The sequence below is a fragment of the Collimonas antrihumi genome, assembly GCF_018304965.1.
GTDB classification, from domain to species: Bacteria; Pseudomonadota; Gammaproteobacteria; order Burkholderiales; family Burkholderiaceae_D; genus Collimonas; species Collimonas antrihumi.
Genome location: NZ_JAGQED010000004.1, coordinates 211506 through 232863, shown reverse-complemented (window position 1 = coordinate 232863; position 21358 = coordinate 211506). Strand labels below are relative to the sequence as shown.

Annotated in this window: 15 protein-coding genes; 8 read left to right on the top strand and 7 right to left on the bottom strand. The window is 56.7% G+C overall.

Annotation, left to right across the window (positions count from 1 at the left end; translation table 11 throughout):
• Positions 1-50: 50 nt before the first annotated feature.
• From KHU29_RS06240 to KHU29_RS06220, 5 genes are all read right to left on the bottom strand, one after another.
• On the bottom strand, positions 51-1655 hold the full coding sequence (locus KHU29_RS06240) for an AMP-binding protein (protein WP_211451880.1): 1605 nt from the start codon (positions 1653-1655) through the stop codon (positions 51-53).
• A gap of 81 nt (positions 1656-1736) precedes the next feature.
• Positions 1737-3461 carry an ABC transporter permease subunit gene (locus KHU29_RS06235; protein ID WP_211451878.1) on the bottom strand — a complete coding sequence of 575 codons (1725 nt, stop codon included), beginning with the start codon at positions 3459-3461 and terminating at the stop codon, positions 1737-1739.
• Positions 3462-3475: 14 nt separating this feature from the next.
• The gene (locus KHU29_RS06230) at positions 3476-4528 is read right to left on the bottom strand and encodes an ABC transporter ATP-binding protein (RefSeq protein ID WP_211451876.1); all 1053 of its coding nucleotides are present in this window, start codon (positions 4526-4528) and stop codon (positions 3476-3478) included.
• 12 nt (positions 4529-4540) lie between these two features.
• On the bottom strand, positions 4541-5602 hold the full coding sequence (locus KHU29_RS06225) for an ABC transporter substrate-binding protein (protein ID WP_211451873.1): 1062 nt from the start codon (positions 5600-5602) through the stop codon (positions 4541-4543).
• A gap of 88 nt (positions 5603-5690) precedes the next feature.
• Entirely contained in the window at positions 5691-6461 is a 771-nt protein-coding gene (locus KHU29_RS06220; RefSeq protein WP_211451871.1) for an enoyl-CoA hydratase/isomerase family protein, read from the bottom strand.
• Between the two features lie 395 nt (positions 6462-6856).
• On the opposite strand from KHU29_RS06220, the gene KHU29_RS06215 reads away from it, so the two are divergent.
• The 4 genes from KHU29_RS06215 (at position 6857) to KHU29_RS06200 (ending at position 10214) form a co-directional block, all read left to right on the top strand.
• Positions 6857-7636: a basic amino acid ABC transporter substrate-binding protein gene (locus KHU29_RS06215; protein ID WP_211451869.1), complete on the top strand. Its 780-nt coding sequence runs from the start codon at positions 6857-6859 to the stop codon at positions 7634-7636.
• A gap of 15 nt (positions 7637-7651) precedes the next feature.
• On the top strand, positions 7652-8443 hold the full coding sequence (locus KHU29_RS06210; RefSeq protein ID WP_211451867.1) for a basic amino acid ABC transporter substrate-binding protein: 792 nt from the start codon (positions 7652-7654) through the stop codon (positions 8441-8443).
• 50 nt (positions 8444-8493) lie between these two features.
• The gene (locus KHU29_RS06205; protein WP_211451865.1) at positions 8494-9288 is read left to right on the top strand and encodes a basic amino acid ABC transporter substrate-binding protein; all 795 of its coding nucleotides are present in this window, start codon (positions 8494-8496) and stop codon (positions 9286-9288) included.
• Between the two features lie 182 nt (positions 9289-9470).
• Positions 9471-10214, top strand: coding sequence for an amino acid ABC transporter permease (locus KHU29_RS06200; protein WP_211451863.1), 744 nt, complete (start codon positions 9471-9473; stop codon positions 10212-10214).
• Between the two features lie 168 nt (positions 10215-10382).
• On the opposite strand, the gene KHU29_RS06195 is transcribed toward KHU29_RS06200, so the two are convergent.
• Both KHU29_RS06195 and KHU29_RS06190 read right to left on the bottom strand, forming a co-directional pair.
• A complete protein-coding gene (locus tag KHU29_RS06195) occupies positions 10383-13691 on the bottom strand; it encodes a UvrD-helicase domain-containing protein (protein ID WP_246541562.1) in 3309 nt (1102 codons plus the stop codon).
• On the bottom strand, positions 13688-16435 hold the full coding sequence (locus KHU29_RS06190; RefSeq protein WP_211451859.1) for a PD-(D/E)XK nuclease family protein: 2748 nt from the start codon (positions 16433-16435) through the stop codon (positions 13688-13690). Before KHU29_RS06190 ends, KHU29_RS06195 begins: the two co-directional genes overlap by 4 nt.
• A gap of 325 nt (positions 16436-16760) precedes the next feature.
• On the opposite strand from KHU29_RS06190, the gene trxA reads away from it, so the two are divergent.
• The 4 genes from trxA to KHU29_RS06170 all read left to right on the top strand — a co-directional run bounded on the left by trxA (position 16761) and on the right by KHU29_RS06170 (position 21337).
• On the top strand, positions 16761-17087 hold the full coding sequence (gene trxA / locus KHU29_RS06185; protein ID WP_092414674.1) for a thioredoxin TrxA: 327 nt from the start codon (positions 16761-16763) through the stop codon (positions 17085-17087).
• A 104-nt stretch (positions 17088-17191) separates the two neighbouring features.
• Complete coding sequence (gene rho, locus KHU29_RS06180; RefSeq protein WP_014004861.1) at positions 17192-18454, top strand: transcription termination factor Rho; 1263 nt, start codon at positions 17192-17194, stop codon at positions 18452-18454.
• Between the two features lie 309 nt (positions 18455-18763).
• Positions 18764-19687: a LysR substrate-binding domain-containing protein gene (locus KHU29_RS06175; protein ID WP_211451938.1), complete on the top strand. Its 924-nt coding sequence runs from the start codon at positions 18764-18766 to the stop codon at positions 19685-19687.
• A gap of 180 nt (positions 19688-19867) precedes the next feature.
• The gene (locus KHU29_RS06170) at positions 19868-21337 is read left to right on the top strand and encodes a 2-hydroxymuconic semialdehyde dehydrogenase (RefSeq protein WP_211451857.1); all 1470 of its coding nucleotides are present in this window, start codon (positions 19868-19870) and stop codon (positions 21335-21337) included.
• Positions 21338-21358 lie beyond the last annotated feature (21 nt).

Sequence of the window (21358 nt, the reverse complement as noted above, 5' to 3'; positions counted from 1 at the left end):
CTGCTTGGCAGATCGGCCTTTTGGTTGAGGAAAGGATCTATTATCGCTGCTCATCGGTTTTTTGCGCTATCTGGAATATCACACAGTTGTTTGTCGAGGACGGCCGAGGGCGATTGAGCGCGACGGTCCCACGCCAATTCAACACCACGTGGCAGCAAATGCTTTTTAATACGCTCGCTCAATGTCAATTCGAACGCACCGATTCTCAAAAAATAGCGCGGCATCTGGTAGCTGGCAAGCCTGGATTGCGCCCATGCTGCCAATTCGCTGAAAGAGACGTCGGCGCCAGGCTTGAATTGCACGTACAGCATGATTTCCTGCTCGCCGATGGCGCTGTCGATGCCAACGGCAGCGGCAGCGGCCACCGCCGGATGAGTAACGAAAACCCGCTCGATTTCCCACGCAGATACGTTTTCTCCACGTACGCGCATGCTATCGGTGCGACGACCGACAAAATACAAATCCCCGTCCGGATCCATGCGCGCAGAATCACCTGTGTACAATTTTCCGTCTCGAACCGCCGCCGCGCTTGCCTGCGGATTATCCAGGTATTGCGGCAAAAAGGTACCGTCAATCGCGCTCGATACCACGATTTGCCCAATATCGCCGATGGCTACCGGCTGATCATGGTCATCCAGCAGTTCAACCTTAAGCCAAGGCAGTGCGCGGCCGATGGAACCTGGCTTGCCGCCGGCGTTGACGGTGGTGAAGCTGGATCCTTCAGTCATGCCATAGCATTCACGCAGATCCAGTTGCAAGCGCGCGATCACCGCATCCCACGCCTTTACCGACACCCCGGCGCCCCAGGCCACGCGCAAGGTATGACTGGCGGGTTGCTGCGGCAGCTGCATCAGTATGTCCAGGATCCCGCCCAGGTAGTGCAAGTGGGTAGCCTGCGAAGTTTCTATCTGTTGCCAGAAGCGGCTCGCTGAAAAACGCTCGACTATGTGCAATTCGACTTGCTGCAGAAACGGCACCAGCATCATCTGCGCGCCGCCGATATGGCACAGCGGCTCCCAGACAAACATGCGGTCACCCGCGCCGGCCCCGGAAACGATCAAGGTCGCTTCGCTGGCAATCCGCATCATGCGATGGGTGAACACCACTCCCTTCGGCGCACCGGTGGTGCCGGAGGTATAGATCAGGCATAGGGTATCGTCGGCACTGACCGGCGCGGCCTGCAGCGGCAGGCCTTCAGCTGACAGCTGTTGCACCGTCAGCTGCACCTCCTCGAGCCAGACCAGGCGGGATTGCAAACCCGGCAGATCCGACAAGACCTCGGCAAAATCACGTTGCGCGATGAACAACGTTGGCTCGCAATGACCTAGCAGATAGTCGATACCCGGTCCTTTCAGGCGCGTATTGACCGGCACCCACACGACGCCGCTCAACATCAGCGCATAGATCAGCGCGATGTGATCCAAGCCGTTTTCCAACATCAACGCCACGCGATCGCCGCGACAGATAGCTTTAGCGTCAAGCCAGGATTGCATCGCGCCGACGCGTTTGGCCATATCGTCGAACGATGTCCTGGCGCCATTGAAATCGAGCAGCGTCGTTGGTCCCTTCTGCATCAGGCCATCATGCAGCAGCGGCACGACGTCGAGATTGTCGCGAGGTGAACGAACAGGGAAATAATCGGAATAGTTGTGCATAGTAGTGTCTTGATTGATGTCTTGATTGATGTCTTGATCAGTCTTGATTTGTCTTGATTAGGATAGCGGCGGCGCAGGACTTCATGTCTGCTCGGCGCGTTTGAAGAACGTCGGGATCAACACCAGCACCGTAATCACCACCACCATGACCAGCGATACCGCGGCCAGCGTCGGATTGACTTGCAAAGTCATGTCATCCCACATCTGTTTCGGCAAGGTATTGGTGAGGCCGCCGCTCACAAAAATGGCAATCGTCAATTCGTCAAACGAAATGATGAAAGCAATCTGCAGTGCTGCCACTACGCTACCTATCATCATCGGCAGCTGTATCGTGCGCAGCCGCCCAAATGCTGACGCGCCAAGGATGCGGCCGGCATCGTCGAGACGCCAGTCGAAGCGCTTGAGCGCCGCTACCATTGTCACGACCACATAAGGAATCGCCAATACGGTATGGCCGATCGCCAGTCCGAGATTAGTGCCCACCAGCCCCAGGCGCGCAAACAGGTAGAACAAGCCAACCGCAATCACGATGCGTGGCACGATCAGCGGCGCCAGGAAAACCGCGAACATGGGCTTGGTCCAGGCCGCCGGCAAGCGTGTCAACGACAGTGCTGCGCCCAGGCCCAGAGCGGTGGCGGCAAGCGCAGTTACCACCGCCACGCCGAACGAACGCAGCAATGCCGATTGCCAGACCGGAGAGAACATGAACGAGGAGAACCAGCGCAGGCTGAAACCCTTGGGCGGGAAGGCAAGGAACGGGGAATCGGTGAATGCAATCGGCAATACCACCAGAATCGGCAGCGACAACAATGCGATCAACACCAACGTATATATTTTAAGGCCGCGCACACTCGCGCTTATCGGCCCCAGTGCGGCATGAGCGCGCCCCAATGTTCTGCCGACGACGATCAGGAAACCGTTCATGCCAGGTAAATTCTTGTTGCGTGCCGCTGGTCGTGACTCGCCGCTCAATGAGGACAAGCCAACCAGTTTGTCGTACAAGATAAATACAGCGATCGCACAGACCAGCAATACCGTCGACAAGGCGGCGGCAAACGGCAAATTGAATAATTCATTAATCGCCGAAATCACCAGCTGCGCGATCATGGTTTCCTGCGGTGTGCCGAGCAGAGCCGGCAAGATGAAGAAGCCAAGGCTGGTGATGAATACCAGTAAACCGGCGGCAGCCATACCCGGCGCCGCCAGCGGCAGGAACACCGAAAAAAACGCAACTGTGCGATTGGCGCCCAGTGTTTCCGCAGCCTGCAGCAATTGCGCATTAACGCCGCGCATGATCGGCAGCATGTTCATCACCGCCAGCGGCAGCATCGCATGCACCATGCCTATCATCACCCCGCTCAAGGACGGCGCCATGGCTTGCGGATCATCGACCAGGCCAAGTCCCATCGCAATCGAAGCCAGCACACCGGTTTTGGACAGCACCAGAATCCAGGCAAAAGTCTTCACCAGGTAACTGGTCCAGAACGGGATCAGCAGCCAGATCATCCATTTACCGCGACGGCGGTCGCTGATCTGACTCAGAAAGTAGGCGACCGGAAAGCCGAGTCCGACCGCAAGCAGCGCGGTCAGCAACGATATCTTGAAGGTGGTCCACAGTACTTTCGCATACACGATATCGCCGCTGATGCGATGGAACTGCGCCAGACTCAGATTGCCGTCGGCGTTGTAGGCGCCGGTTTGCAAGATCTCGTAGACCGGCACCCCAAAAAAACATAGCAGGAATACGATAGACGGCAACGCTGGCAGCATGGCCTTGATCAGCTTGCGGTTTGAGGGATTAAGCATGATGGCGGCTCCTGTCAGGCGGCAACGACGGTGGTCAATTCGCGCTGCCAGCTGACGCCGACGATATCGCCGACGGCCGGTGCTTCGCGGCGGCCGCAACGTAGCAAGAAAGGCTCCGCTTCACCGATGTCGATGAGTACGCGGATATCGGATCCGGCGAACACGACTTCGTTGACGCGACCGCGCAGATAGGCTGATTCAGCGTTCGCCAATCGCGCGTTTTCGGGCCTCACGACCAGCGTCCGGATGTCCGATTGACCAACTTCCTGCGGCATCACAGGCAATGCGAAACGACCGTTGCGCAAGGTATCGAACCCAGCCGCACCTTGCTCCAGCGTTCCTTTCAGCAAGTTCGAATAACCGATGAATTGCGCCGAGAACACCGTGGCAGGCTGGTCATACATGGCTTGCGGCGTACCTATCTGCTCTATCTTCGACTGATTCATCAGGCAGATGCGATCGGACAAATTGAGCGCCTCCTCCTGGTCGTGGGTGACGTAAATGAAGGTGGCCCCCAAATCCTTGTGCAGGCGGCGGATTTCGGATTGCATGTGCTCGCGCAATTTCTTGTCCAGCGCGCCCAGCGGTTCGTCCAGCAAGATCACCGAGGGCTTGTAGACGAAGCAGCGTGCCAGCGCAATACGCTGTTGCTGGCCACCGGACAATTCGCGCGGCAGGCGATGAGCGTAAGCGCCCATCTGCACCATTTCCAACGCCTCCTTGACCGCGGCATCCATCGCCGCTCTTCCCTCTTTGCGCATGCGCAAAGGATAAGCTACGTTGTCCCAAACGGTCATATGAGGGAACAAGGCATAACTTTGAAACACCATGCCTATGCCCCGTTCACCGGCCGCTTTGCGGGTGGCGTCTTTACCGTCGATCAGCAACTTGCCGTCGCTTGGTTCGACCAGCCCCGCGATGATTTGCAGCAGCGTGGTCTTGCCGGAACCTGAAGGTCCGAGCAGGGTCAGGAATTCTCCATCCTGAACCTGCAGATCGGTAGGCGAGAGCGCGGTAACGTCCTGATAGCGCTTGCTAAGTCCAATTGTTTCTAATCTGGCGACCATTTTCCTACTCGCTTACGAAAGTAGCCATGCGTTGAATCGATCCGATGCCAGATTGCGGTTCTTGTGCCACCACTGCGCGTTGGGTGCGCGCATGAGTCTCAGGTTGGCTGCAGAGGTCGGCAAAATCGCGGCGCGTTTGGCTGGAATGTTTTGATAGGCATTGAGATTGGTGGGGCCGTATGCCAAAGTGTCGGTAAAGGCCGCCTGGCGCGCGGCATCGGCGCAGAACTTGACGAACGCCTTGGCTTCTTCGGCGCGTGGCGTTCCCTTCGGCACACCCCAGCCCTCGATCGAATACAACCCTTGGTTCCAGACGATGGCGACTGGCGCGCCGCCTTCGATGGCGGTTTGCGCACGCGCATTCCAGGTCGAAATCATGTCGACCTCGCCGGACTGAATCAGCTGCATCGCCTGCGCGCCGCTGGTCCACCACACCGCGACATGCGGCTTGATGCGATCGAGACTCTTGAACGCCCGATCCAGATCCAGCGGATAAAGTTTATCGATAGAGACGCCATCGGCCATCAAGGCCTGTTCCAGCGTGTCGATGGCATTGCGGCGCAATGCCCGGCGTCCTGGGAATTTTTCGACATTCCAGAAATCGGCCCAGTTGGACGGTGGATTTTTCCCGTACTTGTCGCTGCGATACGCCAGCACGGTCGAATAGACGTCGACACCCATGAAGTTCGGAGCAACCGATGCCGCCAGCATGTTGGGAAAATCGGCGGCTTTCAATCCCAGCGGCTCAAGCAAACCTGCTTCTTCCAAGATAGGGATATCCTGCGCCACGGTCAGGGTTGTGACGTCCCACACGAAATTCTTCGTCTTCACCATCGCCGTCAACTGCGCCACAGGTTGCGCCTCGCGCGCCACATTGATGACACGGATACCGGTGGCCTTTTCAAACGGGTCGTAAAAAGCCTTTCGATATGCTGCAGTGTAAGGACCGCCGGGATCGGCGACCACGATCTGTTTGTTCTGGCCGAATACTGTTGCCGGGAATGCGCCGGCGACAGCCAACCCTCCGGCAAGCTTCAGCACTCCACGGCGTGTGGTATCGAAACGATTTTTCATACGACCTCCCTATGCGATAGAAATGTGGATAGAAATGTAGGCAGAAACGTGAATATGTTCATTGGGGCAACCTTCTGCGGAAATCTGATTACGCGATGCTGCGCCCGCGTTTGCGGAAAAATTCTTCCATCATGCGTGCCGGTTCGCCGGTGCTGTACGCCTCCACCTGGATCCGGCGGCCGGCTCTGATGGCTTCGTGAAATCCGGATTCGGACATTTCGCAGAAACGCTGCTTATCCAGGCGCATCGCTACCGGCGGCTTGGCTGCCAGATCGCGGGCAATCTCCATCGCTTTGGGCATGACTTGATCGGCGGCGACCAGATGATGGATCAGGCCGATCCGATGGCACTCTTCCGCTTCCATCATGCGACCGGTCAGTGTCAGTTCTATCGTGCGCGACAAACCCAGCATCTGCTTCATGATCCACGGACCTGTGACGCTTGGGATGCCGGCATTTATTTCTGGCTGTCCCATGCGCGAACCGGCGTGACCGACGCGGATATCGCCCAGCAACGCGACCTGGAATGCGGAGCCGGCAGCGGTGCCGTTAAGCGCGATGACCAACGGTTTCGACAAGCCACGTAGCACGGCATAGTAATTTTCCCATTCGCTCATCCACTCGTTGACGCGTGCAGGATCGAAGCCATGCGCCTCTTCCAGGTCCTGTCCCGCACAGAATGCGCGTTCGCCGGCGCCAGTCATGACGATGGCGCCAATGGCCGGATCGGCATTGAAATCCTTCAGCGCAGCGATGATCTCGTTACGCATGTCGGTGTTCCATGCGTTGAGTTTTTCAGGGCGATTCAGGGTAACCACGCCGACGTTCCCGTTTGTTTCCAAGATGATATGCTTTGCCATAACTATTCCTATGTAATAAGTAATATTTAATTGCGATACAAAGTATTGACGCAATATGCGTGCCTGTCTATGCGCATGGCACAAGAGGCTTTTACATTGGGAAAGGTGGCGTATTAGTGCGCAAAAACTGTGCACTGCAGCATGCAGATATTCTGTTTTGGGCGAAGTTGATGCGAGAAACGGGTAAAGGGCTCTCGGAGTTTGGCAACGCATCTATATAAATCATTGTCATTTACATAGATGAATCTAAAATAGCGGCTTATTCCAAACAATATTGATAAAATTGCAACGACACACTCCAGCGAGAAGGCCGCACGTGGCGGCCACTCGTGAAATCTGGTTTTCGTCGCCGATATGAACTGGAACACTCTACCGATCTTTACAGGAGAAACTCAATGAAACGCATTTTCAATCTGGGCTTGTGCGTACTCGCGCTGTCATTGGCAGCTTGCGGCAAGCAGGAACCGAAAACGGCAGCAGCGCCAGCGCCGACTGTATACCTGGTCGGCGCCGAAGCGACTTTTGCGCCGTTCGAATACCAAAATGAACAAAAGGAAATCGTCGGCTTCGATGTCGATGTAATGAATGCAATCGCCGACAAGGGCGGTTTCAAGATCAAGTTCGTCAACACGCCGTTCGAAGGCATCTTCAATTTCCTGGCGCAAGGCGACCGCGATCTGCTGGCATCGGCGATCACGATTACCGATGAACGCAAGCAGACCGTCGATTTCTCCGAGCCTTACTTCGAAGCCAATCAACTGATCGTGGTGCCGAAAAATTCCACAGTCACGAAGTTTGCCGACTTGAAAAGCATGAAAGTTGGCGTGCAAAGCGCAACCACCGGCGATGAAATCGTGCAAAAGGAATTGGGCAAGAGTAATCCCAACATCAAACGCCTGGAATCGGCAACCCTGGTCATGAAAGAGCTGGAAGGCGGCGGCGTCGAAGCAGTCGTATCCGACAATGGCGTGATCAAGAACTACATCAAGAACAATCCATCTGAAGGCTTCCGTTTCATCACCGATCCGGCCTTCCCTAAAGAGTACTACGGCATCGCAGTCAAGAAGGGCAACGCCGAATTGCTGGCCAAGGTCAACCAGGGACTGGCGGCAATCAAGGCTGATGGAACTTACGACAAGATCTACGCCAAGTACTTTGCCGACACAGCCAAATAAACGCGGGGAGAACACATGAAACAACGATATCTGCCGGCCCTGACCCTGGCATTGCTGTGTTCGCTTGCAGTTCTCGCAGGCTGCGGCAAAAAGGACAGCAACTCCGCGGCGACCACCGGCAACACTGAATACGTGGTTGGCGCCGATGGCGCTTACGCGCCGTTCGCTTCCGAGAATGAACAGAAAGAACTGGTCGGCTTCGATGTCGAGATCATGAAAGCCGTGGCCGACAAGGCCGGCATCAAGATCAGGATCGTCAATACGCCGTTCGACGGCCTGTTCAATGCATTGGCCCAGGGCGACCGCGACATCCTGATTTCCACCATCACGATCAACGACCAGCGTCGTCAAACCATGGATTTCTCGGAGCCCTACTTTGTGGCCAAGCAGCTGATCGTGCTGCCGTCGAATTCCAAAGTGACCAAATTCGAAGATCTGAAATCCTTGAAGATCGGCGTCCAGAGCGCTACTACCGCTGACGAAGCGGCGCAAAACCTGGTCGGCAAAAACAGCCCTAGCGTCAAGCGCTTCGAATCGATGCCGCTGGCGTTTCAAGAGCTGGAAGGCGGTGGCGTCGATGCCGTGGTCGGCGACAATGGCGTCGTCACCAATTTCGTGAAGAACAATCCGGGCAAGAATTTCCGCATCGTCAACGATCCTGCTTTCCCCAAGGAATATTACGGAATCGCGGTCAAGAAGGGTAATGCCGAACTGCTGGCCAAGCTCAATCACGGGCTGGAACAGATCAAGGCGGACGGCACCCAGGACCGGATATACAAGAAATATTTCGCTGACGAGAAGATATGAACCAAGCTATGAATTCAGCCATGAATTCAATTTATTTTTGCGAGAGCACCATGAAAAAAATGTTACGCCGTTACCTGCCGCTATGCGCTCTGAGCATGAGCCTGCTCGCAGTGGGCGCCTGCAGTAAAAAAGAAGAAACACCGGCGGCAGCTGCCAAACAACACTTGTACGTGGTTGGGGTTGAATCGGCTTACGCGCCGTTTTCCGCTGAAAACGAAAAGAAGGAAGTGGTCGGTTTCGACATCGATTTGATGAAAGCGATCGCGGCAAAAATCGGCATCGAAGTGAAATTCGTCCCGACGCCGTTCGAAGGCATCTTTAACTTCCTCGCTCAGGGCGACCGCGACTTGCTGATTTCAGCCATCACGATTACCGATGAGCGCAAGCAGACCGTGGATTTTTCGACACCGTATTTTGAAGCCAGTCAGTTGATCGCGGTCCCGCAAGGTAATACCTCGGTCAAGCAGTTCAATGACCTGAAGACGATGAAAATCGGCGTGCAAAGCGCCACCACCGGCGATGAGGTGGTGCAGAACCTGGTCGGCAAGAACAATCCCAGCATCAAGCGCTTCGATTCCACTACGCTGGCCTTGAAAGAGCTGGAAAGCGGCGGTGTCGATGCCGTGGTGGCCGACGACCCGGTGGTGAGGAACTACATTACCAACAATCCATCCGCCAGCTTCCGTGTGGTGACCGATGCCGGTTTTCCGAAAGAGTACTATGGCATTGCGGTACGCAAGGGCAATACCGAGCTGCTGGCCAAGATCAATCAAGGCCTGGCAGATGTCAAAGCTGACGGCAGCTTTGACAAAATCAATGCAAAGTACTTTGGCAGCAGCAAATAAGCAGTTGCACATAGCTGTAAATAGTTGCGAATCCCCCGCAGACCGCCTGTTTTTGGCTGTCTGCGGCAACTACGGTATAATTTTGCGCTAATTTTTAGTATCTTCTTGCATAGCCCGGATCATCAGCCAGCCGGGTTACGCCTCCACTCAGCCCGTCACACCGTTTCTTCTCAACAATACTTATGGATTTTCGCTGGAGCATCATACAAGGCTACGCGCCGCTATTCGTCAAAGGCTTTTTCATGACGCTACAGGTCGCCGTGATCAGTATCATCATCGGCACCATCCTGGGCTTATTGCTGGGCATGCTACGTTTGGCGGATATCAAACACGGGCCATGGAAATGGCCGATGCGCGTACTGAAAGGGCTGGCCAGCTTCTATGTCGCCTTCTTTCGCGGCACCCCGCTGTTCGTGCAGATCCTGCTGATCCACTTCGCGGTGATGCCGGTGCTGATCCATCAGGACAACGGCCTGCTGATCTCCGGCGAGCTGGCGCGCACCATCAAACAGGATTACGGTGCCTTCATCTCCGGTGTCGTGGCCTTGTCGTTGAATGCAGGCGCGTATATTTCCGAGATTTTCCGCGCTGGCATCCAGTCGATTGACCGCGGCCAGACGTATGCCGCATCCAGCCTTGGCATGGGTTACAAACTGACCATGCGTTATGTGGTGCTGCCGCAAGCGTTTCGCCGCATGCTGCCACCGCTTGGCAATGAAGCGATCACCCTGCTCAAGGATTCGTCGCTGGTGTCAGCTATCGGCCTGGCCGAGCTGGCGTACGCAGCAAGGACCGTGGCTGGTGCTTATTCGCGCTATTGGGAACCGTACATCACGATTTCCGTGGTCTATTTCACCATGACCATGTGCCTGGCGATGCTGGTCGGCCGGCTGGAAAAGAAATACGCAGCGCCGCATCACCGTTGATTGCTGGACGGCGTAGGGTGGGCACGCTTTTGTGCCCACGCGGAATTCACATCACGTACACGTCTGTTTAAGCACCACATGGGCCGGCACTCCGGTTATCACGGTCACGCGTGGGCATTCATGCCCACCCTACGGCTGTCTTGACGTGAATTATAGAAGCGCTCTTACTTAGTCGATTTCCGACAACCGTCCATCTACTGTCAGCAACGCGGTGCGCAAGCGCTTATCCGCAAACACTGCCTGCGCCGCTTGCCGATAAGTGCGCAACTGAGCGGTATACGCCGCGCGTTCGCTGTCGAGCAGATTGCGTTTGTAATCCAGGATCCATACCTCATCGTCAAAGATCACTACCCGGTCGAAACGCAGCACGACGCTGTCGGCGATGATTTCCATTTCATTGCGCGCGTGCAGGTGCAAGGCTGGATTAAAGAAATGCGCCAGATCGGCCTGCCCCAGAATGGTTTGGGCCTGATGCCTGATCAGCTTGGCCAACACTAGCGGGCACGGTAGCCAGCGTGCAATCGTCTCGGCATCCGGCAGCACCACCGGCCATTGGCCATGCTGGGTGACTCTTTCCAGCAAAACATGCAAAGCGATACCTTCAGCTATCGCCTGGCTATCGAAAGTGGCGGCAGCCGCTACCACCGGCGGCGGCAGTTGCGGGGGATCGAATATTTCCTGCTCAAATCTTTGTGCGCCATCGACGACGGCAGCAGTTTCTGCGACTGCATCGACACTGGCTTCAGGCACATGTTCGAGCCTTGCATACCAACTGTCATCCGTCACGCCGCCGCTTCTGCCGGCGACACCGCTAATGATCAGCAATTGCTTGGCGCGGGTGGTAGCGACGTACAACAGGTTCCAGTCTTCCTGTGTCTTGAAACCTTCTTCTGCCGCAAACAAAGGCTCGCGGGCAGCGCCACGCTCGGCGCTGCTGCCGAACGCGGAAAAGTGCTGCGGCGCTTCCGCGTCTTGCGGCCAGTCGCACAGGATGCCGTAGTCGTCACGGGCAGGTTTGCTGTGGTTGGCGTCCAGCAGCACCACTATCGGCGCTTCCAGGCCTTTGGCGCTGTGTACCGTCAAGATGCGTACCGCATCGGTGGCAGCGTCGATACTGGCTTCGTCAGGAGCATCGCCGCCACCGGCGTTTTGCAGGCTGCGCAAGGCATCGATAAATTTCGGCAAGCTGGGATAGCGGCCGGCGTCCATGTTCAAGGCGAGTTCGACGAAGGTTTCGATGTTGCCGATGGCCTGGCTGCGCGACAAAGGTGTCGCCGCTTGCGCATAGCGGGCCAGCAATTGGCCTCGATGCAAAATCACGTCAAGCAGATCGTGCACCGGCAAACGTGGTGCAGCCTGCAACCATTCTTCCAGCAAAGCGCTGGCGCGTTGCAGCGCCGGTGCAGCGTCATGCTCCAGCGAAGCAGCCCGCAGCCGCGCCCACCAGCCGCGTTCTGTACGTTGCGCCAGGCCGATCAGATCATCGTCGCTGGCCCCGAAAATCGGCGATTTCAATACATGACCCAATGCCCGTGCATCGTCGGGTGTGATCAGGAAAGTCAACAAGGCAATCAGATCGGAAATTTCCAGCGACTCCAGCAGACCGCCGCGCTTATCGGACATGAACGGTATGCCAGCTTCGCGCAGTGCACTTTCGTAGGCGCCGAGATGGCTGCGCTTTTTTACCAGTAACATCACATCCGACCAGCGTATTGCGCGGCCACCTTGTTCCTGACGCACTGTCAGTTCCTGCCTGGCGCGCCATAAAGCTTGCGCCAGCTGTCTGCCTTCATCCCGACGACGCGCGTCTTCTGATTCTTCGCGTGCGGTCGTCAGGGGATTACGAAGGCCTTGCGGCGCTTCGTCTGCCTCGTCGCCGGCTTGCCGGATCAACGGTAAACGCCACACATCGCCGCCTACTTCGCCCAACGTGGTTTGCGCAGAAAACAAAGGATTGGCGTAGAAACTGGCGTTCAACACGTCCACAATCGCACTGGCGTTGCGCCTGGTTTGATTGGCTTGCAATACCGTGGCGCCTTGTTCTTGCAATAATTTGCGCGCGGCTTCAAACACGCGCGGCTCGGCGCGGCGGAAACGATAGATCGATTGTTTCGGATCGCCGACCACAAACACGCTCGGCTGGCCGGCATCTTCGCCATAGGCGCTCAACCAGGCGCGCACAATACTCCATTGCAGCGGATTGGTATCCTGGAACTCGTCCAGCAGAATATGCTTGTAGCGCGTGTCGAGCCGGCTTTGCAGATAGGCCGCGCTTTCCGGATTGGTCAACAAGCGATAGGCCTGCCATTCCAGATCGGCGAAATCGAACACACGCTGCTCTGCCTTGAGCGCCTGATAGCATTCCAGATAAGCGTTGCCGACGCTGAACAGATGCTGGTTCAAACTCAGTACAGTACGTTCGTAACTGCGCTTGCGCAGCAATTTGAGCGCTTCCCCGGTCGCAAAAAATTCTTCCTCGAAGGCCTCAAGGGCATTGCCGCCCAGGCTGTTTTCCAGCGCTTTCAGAAAATCCTTGGTTTTGCCGTTACTACGCGGCTTGCCTGCGTCATCAAAAAACTGATGGCAGAGAGCGTCGAAATTGACTACTTCCGCGCCCGCGGTCAGCGCCATCTCAATAGCGGTCGCGCGTTTCTGGTTGGTGGCCGAGCCTTGCCCCAGCAGCCAGGCAATCTGCTTCACTTGGGACAATAATTTCTCGTCTTCCCACAAGGACAGGCGGGAGTCGACTTCGGCGTCTTCGCCGCACATCTCGCGCAGCCATTCCATCGGCGCATCCGCACCCTGCTGAATCACTGCCCACCACTCGGCGCGCTTATCGATGAAAGCGTTCAGCAATTTCCGTGTGCTGAAATCGCCAACCAGTTGGTACAGCGTTAGCAAATCCTGCTTGATCTGGCTATTCTCTTCGTCGTTCAGCGATTGCATGAAACGCAGATAGGCATCTGCCTGCAACTCGCCGGTTTTCTCTATCAACGCGTAGCCATGCGGTACACCGGAAGCCAGCGGCGCAATTTTCAGCAAGCGCGCGAACCAGCTATGAAAAGTATCGATAGATAAACTTTGCGGACTAGCCAGCACGCGCTCATACAGATTGCGTGCGGCAGGCAATACTTGCGTCATGGCTTGCGGCGCGATGCCACGCTCTAGCAACAAGTTGCGCGCTTTGGCATCCGGCTGCAGCGCCAGATCGTGCAACAGCTCCAGCAAACGTTCGCGCATTTCCTGCGCCGCCTTGCGGGTAAAGGTAATCGCCAGCAGTTCGGACGGCGCAGCGCCGGCTAGCAATAGCCGCAACATACGCGCCACCAGCAACCAGGTTTTACCGCTGCCGGCGCACGCTTCCACCACCACCGAGTGCTGAGGATCGCAAGCGGCATTGGTAAAACTCTGGGCGTCGACCACTTCGCCATTCATCCGATAGGCGCTCGGCGGCGCGTTGTGCACAGGCTCGCTCATTCCCACGCTCCCTTGCGGCACAGGCCTCGTACATCGCAATACTGGCATACCGATGCGACACCATTGGCGGGCAGGCCGACACCGTGCGCAATCGCTTCCACATTGACCGAAATCTGCGCAGCCAAAGCACGTTGCGCTTCGTCATAATCAGGTGCGCTCACATCGCCGACCTTGTCTTTGGTAGTTTCCAGCGCGACGTAATGCGCCGCCGCAACCGGGCGATCCGATAGCAAGCCGTAAAACGCCAGTTGATGATCTTCATGATCCTTGAGTTTTTTATTCAGCACGAGCAGGTTGTTGGTCTTGTAGTCAAGCACCGCGCGTTCACCGGCATCGTTCTCGTCGATCCGGTCGATCCGGCCATGCAGAGTCAAGTCGCGGTCCGCCAGCGGCATCGGCTTTTCATATGCCTGTTCGCCAAACACAAAACGCCAGCCTTTGGCTTCGTGCTCATTAGCCCAGACGACGTAAGCCGAAATCACCTTTTGCCAGCGCGAGTAATAACCAAGGGCTGCGGCATTTTTGGCGATGACATCGTCGAATAATTTTTTTGAAATATCCACCAACAATGCTTCGCGCTGATCTGCGGGGCATGGCTGATCGCGCAGGGTTTCGTGGTAAGTCTCCAGGATCTCATGGAGCCAGCCGCCGTAGTCGCGCTTTTCCGGCAGGTCTGACAGTTCATCCAGCGATGCCAGGCCCAGCATACGCCGCGCAAAAAACTGATACGGACACTGGATAAAACTGTTGTAAGCACTGGCTGACAGACGGCTTGGCGTCAGCTGCGGCGCGACCGGCGTCGGCATGACTGACGGCGTAGCCTGCAAGCTTTGCACCGCAATCTTCGCCCGTCTTTCGGCCAGTGCAGGCGCTGCATGGCGCGCCAAGGTTAGTTGCAGGCGCTCGATCCAGGGACTGACCGGATTCGGTTCGCCATCCTTATGTGCCTGCCAGGACAACACTACCTGTGGATTCATCGCCAGCAATTCAACCACGTCCCGCAGTTGCTGGCGCTGCCGGCTCTCGCGTGTCGCCAGACCCAGTTCACGCCTGACGGTATTGGCAAAGAACAGCGTCTCTTGCGGTTGTGAAGGCAGGTGATCGGCGTCGGCGCCGACCATCAATACCGCATCGAATGAGCGCAAGCGGGCGCCGTTCAACGGCAGCATCACTACCCGGCGGTCATTGATGGCGCTGATGAAGCTGGTATCGTCGAGCTGCAAATTGACCAGCGCGCGCCATTCCGGAAAAGAAAACAGCGCGGCATAATCTTGACCCTGCGCATTCGCCGGCGGCGCGATATTCTGCAACAGCTGCAAGATCTGCTGGCCGGCCGAATCCGCGCTGAGCGCCGATGCAATGCCTAAACTATCCAATGTCGCGGTGGTGGTGGCAATCCAGTCGCGCAAATTCTTGCGGCCGCTAAACAATGCTGCCTGCTGCGCCAGCAGGGCTACCGTCTTTTGCTCCGTTGGCGCCGCATTCAGCGCATTGATCACCGCGCGCCACTCGCCAAGCACATTGGCGCGCCGCAGCAGCAATTCTATTTTCATCACCAGCGCCGACTTGTTGGCGATGCTGTCCTGCGCCTCATGCAACAAATCCCTGGGCGCTTCGTTCAATACAAACGGCGATTTCAGCAAATCCAGCAAGGCCGTGGTTTCGCCACGTGCAGCGACAACATCGAACCAGGCGGCAATCGCGGAGGCGGCACGCGTGGTCGACAACTTCCAGCCCGTTTCATCGGCCACATGTATCTGCGCACGTTCCAGCAAGGCGCGAATCCGCCGGGCCACGACCCGGTCCTGCGCCACAATCGCCAGACTGGTTTTGCCTGACTGCAGCCAGTCGATCACCATTTGCGCGCCCTGCACCGCTTCGTCTTCGACACTGGCGGCCGCGCACAATTGCAGCTCGGCCGGCAGCGCATGATCGCTGGCGGCGATATCGGTACGTTCTTCGGTGGTTACTACTTCCACCATTTCCGGCCACGCCACTGTATATGTCGGCAGTATTGCCTGCGCACGCCAGTCCAGCGTCATCGTCACCACCCGCTGATGCCTGGCATAGGCGTCGAGAAAAGCTTGCTCCAACGGCTCCGGCGCCACCGAACTGATCCAAATCAGCGGCTGGCTGGCGCTTTCCGCTATTTGCAGCATTTGCGCGAAACGAGCCGCAATCGCATCGTCGGCATCCAGCTGGCTTTTCCAGATCGACCACACCAGCTGCGTTTCATCCGACAATAATTTGCGCGCATCCGGCGACAATTGTTCCAGCGCGCTCTGCCAGCGCTGTTCCGGATCGCTGGCGGCATCGGCGTGCAACCCGGGCAGCAAAGCCTGGGTCAGCTCATCTGATAGCGCTAACAGTGTTTGTGCCAGCGGCAGCAAATCGGTATTGCGACGCGCGGTAAATAATTTCTTCAGCCAGCCATGCTGGCGCAACTCGGCATACAAGCGCATCAGCCGTTCGCTGGCGGGCAGTACATCCGGTAACGGCGGCAACGTCATCAACCAGCCGGACAAGGTAAAGAATTGCGGCGGCACGAAAGTCCCGCCTAATTCTGCAGCGATCGCTGCTTTCAATGGCTGTGCATGGGCGAAAGTTGGCAGCACCACGCGCCAGCGGGCGAAATCGCGCTGGCCATGATCGCCGCCGTCCTCGCGGCAGGCCGCCAGCAATGCGCGCGCCGCGGCCGGCCAGAAGTAGGCAGATGACACAAGTTTTATGGATTCTAGAGGCATGTGGCTCACTGGAAGGACGGGACCGGCCGCTCTGCTACGAGAATCAAGGCTCTCGCATTTTTGCAACAATTAGCCCTCATTTTATGCGAGGCCTTGAAAAAATAAGCTCGAAATAATTACATCGTCCACACTTTTTATCAAAATCGGTTATTATTTAGTGAATATCCCGCCGCAACACCTCTTACCACACCCACAAAAACTTGAATTCGCGCACGGCATCCCCACTTATTCAATAGAATAGGGAACGCCGATGGCAACCACCAAGCAGGAATGGTAAGTAGTCTTGGCACACATTGATTTCTTTTTCCCTCACATTGAGGAAACCATGAGCGAACACATTAAACATACTTCCGACGCATCCTTTGAAGCAGATGTACTTAAATCAGACAAACCGGTCCTGGTCGATTTCTGGGCTGAGTGGTGCGGTCCTTGCAAGATGATTGCCCCGATCCTGGAAGAAGTCGCCAAGGAATACGGCGACAAGCTGCAAATCGTCAAGCTGGACGTTGACGCCAACCAGGCAGTGCCTGCCAAGCATGGCATTCGCGGCATTCCGACCTTGATCCTGTTCAAGAACGGTGTTCCTGCGGCACAAAAAGTCGGCGCGCTGGCCAAAGGCCAACTGACCGCATTCATCGATTCGAACCTATAATAACAACCGCGGCGGTGCGCCCGCATCGCCGCTTGTGTTTTACTAACGACACCACGTAGTTCCCTCCCCCACCCAATACTTCCCATCCCGGGACACTCATACCTATGCATTTATCCGAATTAAAGGCGTTACACGTCTCCGCCCTGCTAGAAATGGCAATCGGCCTGGACATCGATAACGCAGCGCGTTTGCGCAAACAAGAACTGATGTTCGCGATCCTGAAAAAACGCGCGAAATCAGGAGAACAGATTTTTGGCGATGGCGCCCTTGAAGTCCTGCCTGACGGCTTTGGCTTCCTGCGCTCGCCTGACGCCAGCTACATGGCGTCCACCGACGACATTTATATTTCGCCTTCGCAAATCCGCCGTTTCAACCTGCATACCGGCGATTCGATCGAAGGTGAAGTGCGTACGCCGAAAGACGGCGAACGCTATTTCGCACTGGTCAAGGTCGACAAGGTCAACGGCGAATCGCCGGAAGCGTCGAAACACCGCATCCTGTTTGAAAACCTCACGCCGCTGCACCCGAACAAACCGCTGCCGCTGGAACGCGACATGCGCGGCGAAGAAAACATCACCGGCCGCATCATCGACATGATCGCGCCTATCGGCAAAGGTCAGCGCGGCCTGCTGGTGGCGTCGCCGAAGTCCGGTAAATCGGTCATGCTGCAACACATTGCGCATGCCATCACGACTAACCATCCCGACACCGTGATGATCGTCCTGCTGATCGACGAACGTCCGGAAGAAGTGACAGAAATGCAGCGCTCGGTGCGCGGCGAAGTGGTTGCATCCACTTTCGACGAACCGGCCACGCGTCACGTACAAGTCGCCGAAATGGTGCTGGAAAAAGCCAAGCGCCTGGTCGAAATGAAGAAAGACGTAGTGATCCTGCTGGATTCGATCACCCGCCTGGCACGTGCCTACAACACCGTGATTCCTGCTTCCGGCAAGGTGCTGACCGGTGGTGTCGACGCCAACGCGCTGCAACGTCCGAAACGTTTCTTCGGCGCCGCCCGTAACATCGAAGAAGGCGGTTCGCTGACCATCATCGCTACTGCGCTGATCGAAACCGGCAGCCGCATGGATGACGTGATCTACGAAGAATTCAAGGGTACCGGCAACATGGAAGTGCATCTGGAACGCCGCCTCGCCGAGAAGCGCGTTTATCCATCCATCAACCTGAACAAGTCCGGCACCCGCCGCGAAGAATTGCTGATCAAGCCTGACCAGCTGCAAAAAATCTGGGTGCTGCGCAAGCTGCTGTACAGCATGGATGAAATCGAAGCGATGGAGTTCATCCTCGACAAGATGAAGTCGACCAAGAATAACGCCGAGTTCTTCGACATGATGCGGCGCGGCGGCTGATCGGCATCGACCTCGGCCTAGCCCGTTTCGGTTGAAATCCACCTCGATCGAAAACAAAAAAAGTCTGACCTGCGCAAGCACGTCAGACTTTTTTTTGCACGGCGCGAAGTTAGCGCAGTACACTTGGCGCAATATTGCATGGCCTCGGTTACCTCTCAGTTACTGATGAGTCATGCGATAGCAGCCTGTTACTAATCACATCAGCAATCACATTAAAATAAAATCGCCGAAGCATTTCAGTGCTTCAGGCAGGAGACGAAATTGTCGGACATACCGGAAAAGCGCGCCAACGTGCCGTTGGTCGACACCATGATGCGCCGCTTGAAACTGAAGCCGTTGCTGATTTTTGAACGTGTGCTGGAATCCTCTTCCATCGCCCGCGCCGCGCGTGAATTGAACCTGACCCAGCCGGCCGTCACCAAGGCGATCCAGGAACTCGAAGCAGATCTGGATGTGCCGCTGTTCGAACGCACCAATCGCGGCGTGGTGCCGACTTGTTACGGCAGCCTGCTAGGCGCGCGCGTCAAGACCGTGATCGCCGAACTACGCTACCTGACCGATGAGCTGAATGCCTTCCGCTCCGGCGATACCGGCCATGTCATCGTCGGCACCCTGATCTCGGCATCGGCGCGATTGCTGCCGCAGACCATCACCAAACTCAAACAGCAACGCCCCGGCGTCCTGATCACCGTACGCGAAGGACCAACCGACCAGTTGTTCCCGGCGCTGGCCAGCGGCGAACTCGACATGGTAGTAGGACGCCTGCCGGAACGCGACCTGCCGCTGGCACGCATGTTCTCGTTTGAACACACCACGCTATATCGCGAAGCCCTGTGCGCCGTAGCCGGTTGCCAGCATCCGCTGGCGCAACGCGCCGACATCCATTTGCCAGACCTGTTGGAATGGCCGTGGATATTGCCGCTACCGGAGTCACCGGCGCGCCTGACCGCCGAACATCTGTTTATGGATGCTGGCCTCAGCATGCCGGCCAACATTGTCGAATCGCTATCACTGCTGACCAATATCGGGCTGATGCAAGATTCGCCCTCCTTATCGCTGATGCCGCGCGCCGTTGCCCAGCATTTTGCGCGGCTCGGCCTGCTCGCCATCCTCGATCTTGGCGATCTCGGCAAATTCGGCGACATCGGCTACTCGGTGCGTGCCGACCGGGCGCCGACACCAGCTGCACATTTGTTCATCGAGTGCCTGAAACAGACGGCAGCAGAACGATAAAACGTGGCTATTTACATAATCTTTCTTCATCGCCGATGAAATCCAACGTATTCATAGATATAGATTTGTGGAATATCAGGAGCATATTATTTCATTATGATTGATATCTGGCTCTCCCTATACTAGCCCTACAAGACCGAGCGGCAACACCGCTAGCCATAGGGAGAGGGAGACATTGTTGTGAGCATCAAGACAGTCAGGCAATTGCAGCATTTCATCGGCGGTGAATTCCATGCCACCGAAAAAACCTTTAACAATATTTCCCCGGTCGACGGCAGCCTGCTGGCCACCGTCTGTGAAGCCGATGCCGCTACCGTCGACGCCGCGGTAAAGGCAGCTCAGGCAGCACTCAAGGGACCATGGGGCACCATGAGCGTGCAACAGCGCGCTGCTTTGCTGCACAAAGTCGCTGACGGCATACAAGCGCGCTTCGAGGAATTTGTGGCAGCCGAAGTGGCCGATACCGGACGCTCGCTGCAGCAGGCACGGACGCTAGACATCGCGCGCGGGATTGCTAATTTCCGCACCTTCGCCGACCTCGCCAAAACCGCCAGTACCGACTTGTTCCAAAGCGATACGACAGATGGAGCCGGCGCCTTGAACTACACCATCCGCAAGCCGCTGGGCGTAGTCGGCATCATTTCGCCATGGAACCTGCCGTTACTGCTGTTCACCTGGAAAGTCGCGCCGGCACTGGCTTGCGGCAATACCGTAGTAGCCAAGCCATCGGAGGAAGCACCTTCCTCCGCGACCTTGCTGGCCGAAATCATCCGCGATGCAGGCATCCCTGCCGGCGTGTTCAACCTGGTCCATGGACTGGGCGCCAACTCTGCCGGCGAATTCCTGACTAAACACGACGGTATCGATGCGATCACCTTCACCGGCGAATCCAAAACCGGCAGCACCATCATGAAAGCAGTCGCCGATGGCATGAAGGAAGTGTCGTTTGAGCTGGGTGGGAAAAATGCTGCTGTGGTGTTTGCCGATGCCGATTTCGATGCGGCGGTAGCAGGCGTGATGCGCTCATCGTTCACTAATTCCGGCCAGGTCTGTTTGTGTTCCGAGCGGGTCTACGTGGAGCGCGCCATTTTCCCGCGCTTTGTCGCTGCGCTCAAAGAGAAAACCGAAGCCCTGAAAATCGGCTATCCGGATGAAGCGGACGTCGATATGGGACCGCTGATTTCGCACGCTCATCGCGACAAGGTGCTGTCCTACTATGAGCTAGCCGAACAGGAAGGCGCCACCGTGGTCACTGGCGGCGGCGTACCGAAATTCGGCGACCGGCGCGATGCCGGCGCTTACGTACAGCCGACCATCTGGACCGGGCTGCCTGACAATGCACGTTGCGTTACCGAAGAAATTTTCGGGCCGGTGTGCCACATCGCACCGTTCGACAACGAACAGGAAGTCATCGCTCGCGTCAACCATAGCGATTACGGCTTGGCCTGTGCCATATGGACTACCAACCTGGCTCGCGCACACCGCGTGGCCGCGAAGATAGACGCCGGCCTGGTGTGGGTCAACACCTGGTATCTGCGCGATCTGCGCACGCCTTTCGGCGGTGTCAAGCAATCAGGCCTGGGCCGTGAAGGTGGCCGCTACTCACTCGATTTCTATTCGGAAGTCGTGAACATTTGCATCAAGCTGTGAATTTTCCTTCGTCCGATCCTA

Coding starts and splice junctions, on each gene's coding strand:
- KHU29_RS06240 (WP_211451880.1), bottom strand. CDS start 1,655: ATGCACAACTATTCCGATTATTTCCCTGTTCGTTCACCTCGCGACAAT.
- KHU29_RS06235 (WP_211451878.1), bottom strand. CDS start 3,461: ATGCTTAATCCCTCAAACCGCAAGCTGATCAAGGCCATGCTGCCAGCG.
- KHU29_RS06230 (WP_211451876.1), bottom strand. CDS start 4,528: ATGGTCGCCAGATTAGAAACAATTGGACTTAGCAAGCGCTATCAGGAC.
- KHU29_RS06225 (WP_211451873.1), bottom strand. CDS start 5,602: ATGAAAAATCGTTTCGATACCACACGCCGTGGAGTGCTGAAGCTTGCC.
- KHU29_RS06220 (WP_211451871.1), bottom strand. CDS start 6,461: ATGGCAAAGCATATCATCTTGGAAACAAACGGGAACGTCGGCGTGGTT.
- KHU29_RS06215 (WP_211451869.1), top strand. CDS start 6,857: ATGAAACGCATTTTCAATCTGGGCTTGTGCGTACTCGCGCTGTCATTG.
- KHU29_RS06210 (WP_211451867.1), top strand. CDS start 7,652: ATGAAACAACGATATCTGCCGGCCCTGACCCTGGCATTGCTGTGTTCG.
- KHU29_RS06205 (WP_211451865.1), top strand. CDS start 8,494: ATGAAAAAAATGTTACGCCGTTACCTGCCGCTATGCGCTCTGAGCATG.
- KHU29_RS06200 (WP_211451863.1), top strand. CDS start 9,471: ATGGATTTTCGCTGGAGCATCATACAAGGCTACGCGCCGCTATTCGTC.
- KHU29_RS06195 (WP_246541562.1), bottom strand. CDS start 13,691: ATGAGCGAGCCTGTGCACAACGCGCCGCCGAGCGCCTATCGGATGAAT.
- KHU29_RS06190 (WP_211451859.1), bottom strand. CDS start 16,435: ATGCCTCTAGAATCCATAAAACTTGTGTCATCTGCCTACTTCTGGCCG.
- trxA (WP_092414674.1), top strand. CDS start 16,761: ATGAGCGAACACATTAAACATACTTCCGACGCATCCTTTGAAGCAGAT.
- rho (WP_014004861.1), top strand. CDS start 17,192: ATGCATTTATCCGAATTAAAGGCGTTACACGTCTCCGCCCTGCTAGAA.
- KHU29_RS06175 (WP_211451938.1), top strand. CDS start 18,764: ATGATGCGCCGCTTGAAACTGAAGCCGTTGCTGATTTTTGAACGTGTG.